The 12189-nt window shown below is 63.6% G+C and carries 11 protein-coding genes; 4 read left to right on the top strand and 7 right to left on the bottom strand.

What is annotated here, in order from left to right; translation table 11 throughout:
* Positions 1–1908, top strand: a 1908-nt coding sequence (locus tag VGH68_RS19010) for an error-prone DNA polymerase (protein WP_331605230.1), incomplete at its 5' end; no start/stop codon positions are given.
* Positions 1909–2031: 123 nt separating this feature from the next.
* On the opposite strand, the gene VGH68_RS19005 is transcribed toward VGH68_RS19010, so the two are convergent.
* The 7 genes from VGH68_RS19005 to VGH68_RS18975 all read right to left on the bottom strand — a co-directional run bounded on the left by VGH68_RS19005 (position 2032) and on the right by VGH68_RS18975 (position 9327).
* Positions 2032–2802: an enoyl-CoA hydratase/isomerase family protein gene (locus tag VGH68_RS19005; RefSeq protein WP_331605229.1), complete on the bottom strand. Its 771-nt coding sequence runs from the start codon at positions 2800–2802 to the stop codon at positions 2032–2034.
* A 15-nt stretch (positions 2803–2817) separates the two neighbouring features.
* The gene (locus VGH68_RS19000) at positions 2818–3942 is read right to left on the bottom strand and encodes a hypothetical protein (RefSeq protein ID WP_331605228.1); all 1125 of its coding nucleotides are present in this window, start codon (positions 3940–3942) and stop codon (positions 2818–2820) included.
* Positions 3939–5135, bottom strand: coding sequence for a CoA transferase (locus VGH68_RS18995; protein WP_331605227.1), 1197 nt, complete (start codon positions 5133–5135; stop codon positions 3939–3941). Before VGH68_RS18995 ends, VGH68_RS19000 begins: the two co-directional genes overlap by 4 nt.
* Before the next feature lie 11 nt (positions 5136–5146).
* Entirely contained in the window at positions 5147–5917 is a 771-nt protein-coding gene (locus VGH68_RS18990; RefSeq protein WP_331605226.1) for an SDR family NAD(P)-dependent oxidoreductase, read from the bottom strand.
* Complete coding sequence (locus VGH68_RS18985; protein WP_331605225.1) at positions 5914–7119, bottom strand: aldose 1-epimerase family protein; 1206 nt, start codon at positions 7117–7119, stop codon at positions 5914–5916. Before VGH68_RS18985 ends, VGH68_RS18990 begins: the two co-directional genes overlap by 4 nt.
* Before the next feature lie 102 nt (positions 7120–7221).
* The gene (locus VGH68_RS18980) at positions 7222–8136 is read right to left on the bottom strand and encodes a sugar phosphate isomerase/epimerase (RefSeq protein ID WP_331605224.1); all 915 of its coding nucleotides are present in this window, start codon (positions 8134–8136) and stop codon (positions 7222–7224) included.
* Between the two features lie 99 nt (positions 8137–8235).
* Positions 8236–9327, bottom strand: a complete 1092-nt coding sequence (locus VGH68_RS18975; protein WP_331605223.1) for a Gfo/Idh/MocA family oxidoreductase — start codon at positions 9325–9327, stop codon at positions 8236–8238.
* A 351-nt stretch (positions 9328–9678) separates the two neighbouring features.
* On the opposite strand from VGH68_RS18975, the gene VGH68_RS18970 reads away from it, so the two are divergent.
* The 3 genes from VGH68_RS18970 to VGH68_RS18960 all read left to right on the top strand — a co-directional run.
* Positions 9679–10680: a LacI family DNA-binding transcriptional regulator gene (locus tag VGH68_RS18970; RefSeq protein WP_331605222.1), complete on the top strand. Its 1002-nt coding sequence runs from the start codon at positions 9679–9681 to the stop codon at positions 10678–10680.
* Positions 10681–10782: 102 nt separating this feature from the next.
* The gene (locus VGH68_RS18965) at positions 10783–11709 is read left to right on the top strand and encodes a dihydrodipicolinate synthase family protein (protein ID WP_331605221.1); all 927 of its coding nucleotides are present in this window, start codon (positions 10783–10785) and stop codon (positions 11707–11709) included.
* A 53-nt stretch (positions 11710–11762) separates the two neighbouring features.
* A partial coding sequence (locus tag VGH68_RS18960; RefSeq protein ID WP_414696964.1) for a hypothetical protein occupies positions 11763–12189 on the top strand: 427 nt, incomplete at its 3' end.

Raw genomic sequence — 12189 nt, 5'->3', positions numbered from 1 at the left:
TACGGCCGCGACCGCGCGGCGATCGCGGCGGCGGTGTCGACCTATCGGCCTCGGGGCGCGCTCCGTGAGACCGGCAAAGCACTGGGTGTCGACCCGCAGATCGTCGATGCGGTCGCCAAGTCGCACCACTGGTTCGATACCAGCACCGATCTGCTGAAGCGCTTCGCCGAGTCCGGCCTCGATCCGCAAAAGCCATTGATCCAGGCGTGGGCGAAGCTCGCCTCCCAGTTGCTGAACTTCCCGCGCCATCTGTCGCAGCATTCGGGCGGCTTCGTGATCAGCCGCGGCAAGCTCACGCGCCTCGTTCCGGTCGAAAATGCATCGATGCCGGACCGCTCGGTCATTCAGTGGGACAAGGACGACCTCGAATCGCTGGGGCTGCTGAAGATCGACGTGCTCGCACTCGGGATGCTCTCGGCCATCCGTCGCACGCTCGATCTCGTTTCTGAACAGCGCGGCGAACGCTTTGAAATGCAGGACATTCCCCCGGAGGACCATGCCACGTACGACATGATTTCGGCGGCCGATACCATTGGTGTGTTCCAGATCGAATCGCGCGCGCAGATGAGCATGTTGCCGCGCATGAAGCCCCGAACCTTCTACGATCTGGTGATCGAAGTGGCGATCGTGCGGCCCGGCCCGATCCAGGGCGGCGCCGTCCATCCCTACCTGCAGCGGCGCCAGGGATTCGAGCCGGTCACCTATCCGAGCGACGAGCTCAGGGTCGCACTGGGGCGCACGCTGGGCGTGCCGATTTTCCAGGAACAGGTGATGCAGGTGGCGATGCTCGCAGCGGGTTTCACCGCCGGCGAAGCCGATCAGTTGCGGCGCGCGATGGCCGCGTGGAAGCGTAAGGGCGGTCTCGGCAAGTACTACGATCGCATCGTGCTCGGGATGCAGGAGCGTGGCTACGATCGGGCCTTCGCGGAAGCGATCTTCGAGCAGATCAAAGGCTTCGGCGAATACGGGTTTCCGGAGAGCCATGCGGCCAGCTTCGCGCTGCTCGTCTATGCCAGCAGCTGGCTCAAGTGTCACGAGCCGGAAGCGTTTCTCGCGGCGATGCTCAACAGCCAGCCAATGGGCTTTTACTCGCCGTCGCAACTGGTGCAGGACGCGCAGCGGCACGGCGTGCAGGTACTGCCGGTCGACGTCACCGTGAGTGGCTGGGACTCGTCGCTGGAACGCAGTCCAGGCGCCACACGCGCGAAGGTTCGAATGGGTTTGTCGCTGCTGCGCGGGATGAAGGACGGTGCCGCTGAGCGCATCGAGAACGCGCGAGCGGTCCGGCCGTTTGCCAGTGTCAGCGATCTCGCCCGCCGTGCGCAGCTCGACCGGCACGATCTGCAGATACTCGCCGAAGCCAACGCGCTGACTTCGTTAGCGGGCAACCGCCGGGAAGCGCTGTGGCAATCGGTGGCGGCCGTCCCCGACAGGGACTTGCTCGCCACCGCGGCGGTCTCGGATGAGACGCCCGAACTCGGCTCGCCGAGCGAGGCGCAGAACATCGTGGCGGACTACCGCGCGTTTGGCCTGACGCTCGGACGGCACCCGCTGGCGTTGCTACGGCCTCAGCTGCGGGCCAACCGGCTGGAGCCGGCAGCAACGCTGAACACCTACCGCGACGGCCGGCTCGCGCGCGGCTGCGGGCTGGTGACCGTTCGCCAGCGGCCCGGCACGGCGAAGGGCGTGGTGTTCGTGACGATCGAAGACGAAACCGGCAACGTGAATGTGATCATCTGGCCGAGCCTGCTCGAAAAGCAGCGTAAAGAGGCGCTCGGCGCCGCATTGCTGGGCGTGTATGGCACGTGGCAGTGTCAGGGCAACGTGCGGCATCTGGTGGCCCAGCGACTGGTCGACATGACGCATTTGCTGGGCGAGCTGCGTACCAGCAGCAGGAATTTCTGCTGAGCCGGGTATCGCGCTGCTCGCCGATCTCGGGCGCAAGCTCTACGAACACGAACTCGCGGCGTAGGACCTGCGCGCGCACGGTAACGCGAACACCGGATTGCCGGCGTGGCGTAAGTAATGCTGTCACCGGCGTTTGAATTCGGCGGCCCGTTTTTCCTGAAACGCTCTCCTTCCCTCCATCGCATCGGCGGTGGCGAAGCAGATCGTCTGAAGATCGCGCTCATAGGCGATCGCTTGTTCCAGCGGCATGCTCATCGCCGCGCGCAAGTTGACCTTGGCGGTTTCCGCGGCGATCGGCGCGCGCGCGGCAATCGCGCTTGCGATCGCCGCGGTGCGCTCACGCAGCGTGTCGGCGGGCACGACCTCACTGACCAGTCCCCAGCTCATCGCCTGTTGCGCGGACACCGGCTCGCCGGTCATCACCATCAGCGCCGCGCTCGATGCGCCGACCGAATGCAGCAACTGTGCGGTCACCCCGCCGCCGCCGATCCAACCGAGCTTGATTTCGGGCGCGGCGAGCCGTGCGTTATCCGATGCGATGCGGATGTCGCAAGCGAGCGCCATTTCCAGTCCGCCGCCGAACGCATAGCCGTTGATCGCAGCGATCGCGGGCTTCTTCAGCGCGCGAATCAGGTCGCAGTAGTCGCGCCGGTTGCGAAAGTCCCAAGGGGTCGCGTAGCTATCGAGTTCGGTGATGTCGGAGCCCGCGCAAAACGACTTCGGCCCCGCGCCAGTCAGCACGACGACGCGAACTTCATCGCTGCGATTGCAGGATTGAACCGCATCGAGCAGCAACTCCGCCATCTCGGGCGTCATCGCATTGAGCTTTTCCGGCCGGTTCAATTCGATCCAGGCTACCTGATCTCGAACATCGAAATTAACGAGCGAAGTCACGAAGCATTCCTCCAGTCACGATGTGCGAGCACGGCACAGGTCGTTCAAACGGTCGGCCAGACTCGCCGCCGATGCGCCGGCCAGCAATCCTTCACGCAATAGCGCGGATGCGTTGGCCTGCATCGCGATGAACCCGTCATTGCGCGGCCGCAGGCTCGCCGCCTGCACGGTCGCGAGTGTGTTCAGGTAAAAACGGCCACTGGCCGCGTTGATGGCTGCGTCGCGCCAGCTTTCGACATGGCTGGGCTGCCCCGCATGCTGCGGGATAAAACCGCTTTGCGCGGTCTCGCTCAACAGCCACAGCAGGTGGTCGATCAACGGCGCATCGACCCTGGCACGCCTCGTGACCGCGATTCCCGTGCCGCCGAGAATCGAACCCGGCGGCCCGGCGCCGAATCGCGGTGCATCGTGAAACGCCAGCGGCACACCGTGTTGCACCTGCGTGTAATTGACGTATCCATAGACGAGCGGGCACAGCATCACGTCGTTGTGGGTCGTCATATGCTGCAGCAAGCCGATCGGATTCTGCTCGCGCACCGAGGCCGGGCTAAGCGAGGCCAATTCCGCCAGCAATTCGCACGCGCGCAGCACGACGTCCGGTGCGTGCCAGCGTGCGCCATCGGCGAGCGCAAGCCGCGGGTCGAGCGCCGCGCAGATCGATAGCAGCGTCAGGAACACATGCGGCCCCGCGAGCGACATCGCGACCTGGCCGGTGCGCCGCGACAACGCCAGCACATCGTCCCATCGCAGCGGAACGGATGCCTCCGCGCGCGCGAGCAGATCGGCGCGCAGTGCCATCACCTGGGTCGCCGCATCCAGTGGCAATGCCCATTGACGGTCCGCCATCCGATAGCTCGCATAGCTCAGGCCGACGCTGTCTCGCTCGATGCGCTGAAGCGCTTCACGCGGCAGCAGCGCATCGAGCGGCTGCAAACAGTTCTGCGCCAATGCTTCGCCAAGATGCGGATGATCGAGCACGATCAGATCGTATTGCTCGCACAGTCGCCCGATCGGCGCCGACTCGAACCCTTCCAGCGAATGCGTGTGCCATTCGATCAGTTCCGATTGATCCGCGGCGGCCCGCAACGCCGCATAGCCGCGCGGATGATCCCATGTGAGCCCGCGCCAACGCCGGCTCATGCCTGCTCCCCGCGGACGACCGCGCCATGCGCTTCGAACGCCGCAATCTGCTCGGCATCGAAACCGTATTCGCGCAGAATCTCCGCGGTGTGCTGACCCACCAGCGGCGCACCGCGCCGAATCTCGGCCGGACTCTTGCTGAAGCGAATCGGAAAGCCCGGCGTTTTCACGTGGCCTTCCGTTGGATGCTCGTATTCGACGAACGTGCCGTTATGCGCGATCTGCGGGTCCGCGACCAGTTCGGCATAGCCATAGACCGGACTGCACCAGATCCCCGCGCTGCCCAGCCGGTCGAGCCAGTCTTGCGTGGTGCGCTGAGTCATCGCCTCGCGCACGAGGCGAAAGATTTCATCACGCCGGGTCCAGCCGGCCGCTTCATCGGCGTAGTCGAGCAGCGCCGGCTGCTCCAGTTCTCGCGCGAGTGCGCTGATGTCGGGCATCGCCAGCGCAAGATAGCCATCGCGTGTCGCGAAGGTGCCATACGGCGCGCGGATATAGCTGTGCGCATGTGGTTCGGCGCTGCGCGTCTGTGGCTTCGCGCCGACCGTGAAAACCGACAGCTCCTGCATTTGCAGCGTCGTGATCGCGTCGAGCATATTGACTTCGACCTTCTGCCCTTCGCCGGTCCGCTCGCGATGCAGCAGCGCGGCGAGTACGCCCTCGAACGCGCAATACGCGGTCACCGCATCGACCAGATACTGGCCCGCGGCACGCGGCGCCTCCCCTTCGCAACCGGTTGACAGCATCGCCCCGGACATCGCCTGCAACAGCAGATCCTGGCCGGGCCTGCGCGCATACGGACCATCCTCGCCATAGCCGGACATCGACACGTAGATGAGCCGGGGATTGATTCGTGCGAGGCTTTCATAGTCGACCCCCAGACGCTTTGCGACGCCCGGCCGGTAGTTCTGGATGAACACGTCGGCCTGACTGGCCAGCTGGCGCATGATCGTCTGTCCGTCGTCGCTTTTCAGATCGACCGCCAGCGAGCGCTTGTTGCGGTTCAGCGAGAGGAACGACACATTGATCTTGTTGCCCTTGATGCCGCCGGCTGGCGCGTGACGCTGCCACTCCCCTTCCGTCGGCTCGATCTTCACCACGTCGGCGCCGAGATCGCCAAGCCGCTGCGCGGCGAACGGCCCGGCCATCGCGATCGAACAATCGAGCACCTTGTAACCCGTCAAAATACCCATGTAGATACCCTTTAGTGCATGACCCAGCCGCCATCGACAGCGAGCGTTTGTCCGGTGATAAAGCTGGCTTCCTCTGAGGCGAGAAAAATAATCGCGGCGGCGATGTCGTTCGCATGACCGCGCCGTTTGATCGACTGGCGTTCGAGCACCATCCGCTCATAGCCCGGCAAGTCCGGATGGATCGCCTCCGCGGCGGTCGGGAATGCACCGGGCGAAATCGCATTGCAGGTGATGCCCGCCGCGCCGAATTCCCGCGCGAGCGCGCGCGTATTGCCGAGCATCGCGCCTTTCGATTCGACATACGGCTGCAAGTGCTCCCAGCCACCCGACAGCGTGATCGACGTGATGTTGATAATGCGGCCCCAACCTTGCGCGCGCATGCCCGGCAGCGCGGCACGGATGACCTGCAGCGCGGCCGATACATTCACGCGATAAACCCGCGCGCGTTCGTCATCCGAATACGCGTCGAAGGGCCGCGATGGATAAATGGCCGCGTTGTTGATCACGACGTCGAGCGGTGCATCGGCAGTGAGTCGATCCAGCGTGTGCTGTAGCGCGGCCTCATCCGCGAGATCCACTTGCAGCGTTTGCATCTGCCCGGCGGCTGCGGACTCGGCGGCGCCGCGTAATCTGGCGAGCGAGTCGGCATCGCGGTCGAGCGCGAATACGCGCGCGCCCTGGCGCAGCAACGCGAGACTCACGCCGTGCCCCAAGCCGCCGCCTGCTCCGGTGAGCAACACGCGCCGGCCGCGCAACGAAAACTGCATCGGCCGTTCGCTCATGCAGCCCCCCGTTGCCCTTCGCTTCCATCGCGCCCGCTCAGCGGCACGAAGCGGCCCGACAGTGGCGGATAGTCGTCGAGCGGTTGCGGCGAGACCGCGCGAATGCGCGCTTCACTGCGGGCGATTTCTTCGTCGCCGGCGAGTATGCGAATGCGTGTGTCGTAGTGGCGTTCATCGCCGTGTTCAAGCCAGATCAACTCGCCGCGCTCGCGCGCGCCGCCTTCGCCGAGCACATGATTCGTCGACGGTTCGAGCCCCAGCGCGTACTGGCCCGCCTGCAGGTTTTGCCACTGGTATTGACACGGAAACTGATCCTTGCGAGTCGTGACCTCCACGCCGATACCCAGCCGGTCGTTGACCAGCGCGACGGGCACGAGACCCGCGTCGTCGGCCTTCATTTCGTGCTGCCACACCTGCTCGTGAAAACCCGTTTGTGGCGCTGGCATCCGCTGATAGCCGACCTCTTGCGCGCGGTACGAGTCGGCATGCGCGGCCCACACGACGTCCTGAATCGGCGCGAGGTAGCGCGAACCGTCGTCGAGCACCGGATAGCCGATGTTCATGTGGTAACACAGCATGTGCGGCGTGCGATAGAAACCGCGATTGACTACGCGATCGGTCAACTGGATGTCGTTGGTGCCCGCCTCGATCTCGATACGGCGGTGCAATTCCAGATGTTCGCCGAACACCGTGCCCTGCGAGACCACGCCTTCGGCCCACAGAAAGCAGCGCTCGCCTTCCCAACGCTCGCCATAGCCGTTGAGCCGTGCGGGGATCGTCGCTACCCGCCCATGGATCGAGTGCTGCACTTTCTGGCGCGGTTTATACACGTAGTTATCCGCCGGCGAATCGTGCATGAACAGGATGTGGTCGAGTCCGCAGGTAACCAGCAAGCCCGAAAACGACCGCAACCAGCCGAGCCCCCCCTCGCCTTCGTACTCGTGCAAACCGGGATGCCGAAAGCCGGCCGGCGAATGCCAGCCCACCGCGTAGCCGCGAAACTCGCACTCGGCGATATCCATCGCGCGATCGACCAGCACGGTAAAGCGCAGCCCCGTGCCGCTGCGAAATTCGAGCAGACGGATCCCGCGTTCGAGTCCATCTTCCAGCGTAACCAGCCTCACACCGGCAAACTGGGCGAGTTGTCCGCAGCGCGCTTCGATCTGCCGCCTGCTCATCTCCGTCGCGTATAGCTGCACCATGTGTGCGTTGACTCCGGATACCGGCACTCGCGGTGCCGGTTGGGTTGACGAATGAAACCTGGCAAAAACGTCGGCGCGTTTCGCAGAAACGCAAACCGAAACTTAGACGCCGTTGGCGCGCAGCTTGCCGTCGAGAAATGCCTTCGCGCGCGGCACGTCGTCTTCGGTCAGGTGCTCGATGATGATCGGGATATTCGGGTGGCGCTTCGCAAGACGCTGCAAGTACAGGTCGTAGTTCAACGCACCGAGCCCCGGCGCGGGCAACTCGATTTCACCGACACCGCGGAACGTGTGGCTCTCGGCGGCATCGGCGTCGCCGATATCCGAGTGCTTTTCCGACTTGTCGCCGCCGGCGCGCTTGACGTCCTTCGCGTGAGCAATATGGATCTTGTCGGACAGCGCATCGAACACCTGGTTGAGCGTCTTGTCCATCTGATCGATGTTGTGATCTTCGAAGTAATTGGTCGGGTCCATCAGCAAACCGAGCCCCGGGTGATTGACTTCGTCGAACATGCGCAGCGTTTCCTCGACCGACCCGACCACGTTGTTCACATAGGTTTCGAGCAGAAACACCGCGCCATGGTCATAAGCGTGTTGCGAAAGTTCCTGAACGACGGCGCGGCATTGCTCCCAACCTTCCTCGGTCTTGTTATCCGGATGATGGACCCAGTCGCTTTCGGTCGCGAACGTGCCGGTTTCCGAGATCACATACGGCGAGCCCAGATACTGCGCATGCGCGATGATCTCCTTCAGGTAGCCATTGCGCCGCTGCCGTTCCGCCGGATCCGGATGCACGATGTTCGTATAGCCGGAGATGCACGAGACCGGCAGATTGTGATCGCGGAACGTGTTGCGGATGCGCTCGCATTTGTCCTGCGTGATCTGGCCGCGGCCGAGATCCATGTCCTTGAAGTGCAGATCGAGTTGCACCGTGTTGAAGCCGTGCGCGCGAATCTTGCCTGCCGCGGTGTCGAGGTCGTACGGAAAATAGCCTGAGAAGATACCGGGTTGAATCATGCTCTGTCTCCTTGGAATAAGCCGGGCGGCCCTTGCATGGGCGCCCGTTGGCCTGCCTGGAACTGAACTCGCGCACAGGATCGACGCGGGGCGAAGCCCTTAGTCGTGAAGCGGAATTTCGGCCATGCGCACGGTGCGGCGCTCGGCTGCGGAGCGATACGCTGCCTCCACCAACGCCATCGTCCTGACGTTGTCGGCGACCGTCAGTGCAGGCTCGGTGCCGCTCGCCAACGCGTACTGCAACTGCTCCATCACGCCGACGAACGCGTGTGGAAACCACATCGTCGACCACTCGGGCGTGACCCACTGGCCGTCAGTCATCTTCTGCGATGCATAGCTCAGCGTCGAAGGCTTGCCATGCGGCCAGCCGATCGTGCCTTTGGCGACGCCCTCGGTCCCCTCCACGCGCCAATGGATGTACTGATCGTCCGCGAAGCCGTCATGTTTCGGGCCGGCCCACACGTCTTCCAGCGAGAATGCGAGTAGGCCCGAGCCGAATCGCAGCGTCGTGCCGACGATGCCGTCTTCATGCGCGAAGCGCGTGCGCGGGTCGGTGCGAACCACGCTGGTCACTTCATCAGGCTCGCCGAACAGATGACGCAGCACATCGAGGTGATGCACGCTCATGTTGGACAGCGTGAGCCGGTCATAGCCTTCGAGGAAGCCCTGCCAATGGGGGATCGCATGCATGTCGATCTGCGCGAGCACCGGTTCGCCCAGCGCGCGTTGATCGAGCAGTTGCTTGAGCACACGCATCGACTGGTCGTAGCGCATGTTCTGGTTGACCGATAACAGCTTGCCGGCTCGGCGTGCTTCATCGCGCAACGCCACTGCTTCGGTCAACGACAGTGCGAGAGGCTTTTGAGCGAGTACCGCCTTGATGTGAGGCGCCGCGAGCGCGGCGCGGATCAGCGCGGGTTGCTGGTCGGGTGGGAACGCGATGTCGACGATCTGCACTTCGGGATCGGCGATCAACGCGCCCGGGGTGTCGTGCACGCGCCCGATCGACCATCGCTGCGCGACCGCCTGCGCCCGCGCTGGCGTGCGCGACGCAATGGCCGCGACGTTGAAGCCCGCTTCTCGATAGGCGGCCAGATGGCACTCCGCCATGATCATGCCGGCGCCGATGCAGCCAATGGTGTAGCCGCGCTCGCGCACGGGGGCATCGGGTTGAAGCCCGGTTACGGACATGCTCGTCTCCTGCTGGTATGGGCCGGTGCATGCCGCACCGCTCGAACCACCTGAGTACTGCGCTGTTCCTGATTTTCTCTGGTGAAACTATCACATCTTTTTTATAAACAAATCACATCAACTTGCATGATCGGTTTACCGTATTGACATCAAATCGGCGGGCATTCGCGGCTTATCCGGCGGCCATTAGCGGGCGAAAAGGCTTTCCAGAGGCAGTGTCTGTTAAATTTCCGCAAAATAAGTTGCATCGGATGTTTAACCACAAAACCACATCACCTTGATGGAATCAAATCAAAATGATGTGATAGAGTTGATTCCATCTTCCGTTCAGTAAGTCAATCGAATCAACCGATGAGCCGAGCCACCATCACCACCATTGCCGAAACCGCGGGAGTGTCGACCGCCACCGTCGACCGTGTTCTGAACGGACGCGACGGCGTACGCAGTCATACGCGCGACCATGTGCTGACCATCGCGCGCAAGCTGGGTCATCGCGGCGAAGCCAACCCGGGCGCGATTCGCCTGAGCTTCGTTCTACCCGCGGGCGACAACAGCTTCATGTCGTTGCTGCGCGAACATCTGCTGGCCGAAGCGCAATGCCGGCCCGAGGTCCACGCGCAGTTGCATCTGGTCGAAGGGTTCAACGCCGAAAAGCTCGCCGCGCAGTTGCATCAACTCAAGGGCAACACCGACGCGGTCGGGCTCGTCGGGCTCGATCATCCGCAGGTCCGCGACGCGATCGCGGCGCTGCAGGCAAGCGGCGTCCATGTGTGCACGCTGGTATCGGACATCCCGACAGCGTCGCGCATCGCGTATGTAGGCATCGATAACCGTGCGGCCGGGCGCCTCGCGGCATGGCTGCTCGGGCGCTTCCTGCCGCACGGCGCACCCCAGGAAGTCGCGGTGTTTCTGGGCTCGCTCGCCTACCGCGGACACGAAGAGCGCGAGATGGGATTTCGCGCGTTGCTCAGCGAAGAGTTTCCGCACATCAAGATCAGCCGCATGCTGGAAATCGGCGACGACCGCGCGCGCGGCTACCAACTGACCCGGCAGTTGCTGCAGACGGGTGCGCCCGCCGGCATCTACAACGTCGGCGCGGGCAACTCGGGGATTGGCCGCGCGTTGCAGGAAGCGGGTCTGCAACGCCAGATCATGTTCGTCGGGCATGACCTCACCAGCGCATCCAGACAATTCCTGCTCGATCGGACCATGGACGCCGTCATCGAACAAAACCCCCGCGTCGAGGCGCGCGAAGCCGTTCGGCTGCTGGCATCCGCGGTACGTGGGCAAACCGAGCCGAGCTATCTGCCCCGGCTGCAGGTGGTCTTTCGCGAGAACATCCCCGTGGATTGATGCTGACTGCATCGGCTAAGCCCAGGGTTTTCACCGATGCCTGTCAAAAAATATCGTAAATATATTTGCCGGATATTAGCTGTAGCCACGTCGGGAGTCTCCATGAGTTCCACTCCGAGCACCACTCGCTGGACCGGCATTTTTCCGGCTATCACCACGAAGTTCCACGCTGACGAAAGCATCGACGCCGAAGGCACGATGCGTCACATCGACTTCCAGATCCGCAACGGCATCCACGGCCTCGTCACCTGCGGATCGCTCGGGGAAGCCAGCACACTCACCCTGGAAGAAAAGCTCGAGGTCGCGCGCATCGCGCTCGAGGCGGCGGACGGGCGCATTCCGGTGCTCGCCAACGTGTCGGAAACGAGCACCCGCGAGGCGCTGCGCTACATCGACGGGGCCAACAGGCTCGGCGTCGCCGGCTTCATGCTGATGCCCTCGGTGATCTACGTGGCCGACGCGCGCGAGGCGATGCTCAATGTGCGCACGATGGCCGAGGCCGCGCAAAAGCCCTGCTTGATCTACAACAACCCGGTCGCATACCGCGTCGACTTGCAGCCGCAGCATCTGGCCGAACTGGCGAGCTGCGAATGGCTCGTCGCGATCAAGGAAAGCACCGGCGACGTGCGCCGCGTGACCGATCTGCGCAATGCGCTGGGCGACCGCTATCAGATCTTCATGGGCGTCGACGACCTCGCGTACGAAGGGCTCGCGATCGGTTGCGACGGCCTGCTCGCCGGGGTCGGCTGCGCGTTTCCGCGCGAAACCGTCGCCCTCTTCGAGCTGGTGAAGGCCGGCCGCCATCAGGAAGCGCTGGCCCTGTACCGCTGGATGACGCCGATGCTGCATCTCGACGTGTCCACCAAGCTGGTGCAGAACCTCAAACTCATCGATGCAATCGTCGGAGTCGGTACCGAGTACGTGCGCCGCCCCCGCCTGCCGCTGGCAGGCGAGGAGCGAGCTCACGTCGAGCGGATCGTCCGGCAGGCCCTCGCGACGCGTCCGCTGCGGTACCAGTCGGTCGCCTGAAATTGCAGCCGTTCACGCAGACAATTTTTACGATCGATCAGGAGCAAAGAAGAATGAAACGCAGAACCTTGCTGAAAATGGTACCGGCTCTGTCAGTCACGTCGATGGCCGGCCTCGGCGCGCGCTCCGCATTCGCGGATAACGGCTCGCTCACGCTGCTGACCTGGGGCGGGCTGTGGGGCAACGGGATGGCCGAGAACGTCGACGCGCCATTCCAGAAAGCCACTGGCTGGCGCGTCGTGCAGGATCGCAGCTCGAGCCCGGTGGAGCGCGTGACCAAGATGAAGCTTGCGCTCAACAACCAGATCTACGACCTGGTTCAATTGCATGACGGCGTGGTGCCGATGGCTGAGTCCCAAGGCGTGCTGGAAACCCTCTCCGAGACTTCGCCGAATCTGCCTTTCCTCAAGCAGATTCCCGCTCGCTTCAGGGCACAAGGCTGGGCCGCCAACATCTATTCGGCGCTCGGCATCGTGTACA

Origin of the sequence: Paraburkholderia sp., from assembly GCF_036488505.1 — a bacterium.
GTDB lineage: Bacteria > Pseudomonadota > Gammaproteobacteria > Burkholderiales > Burkholderiaceae > Paraburkholderia.
The sequence above is the reverse complement of the archived record's forward strand: the minus strand, read 5'-3'. Positions and strand labels throughout refer to the sequence as shown.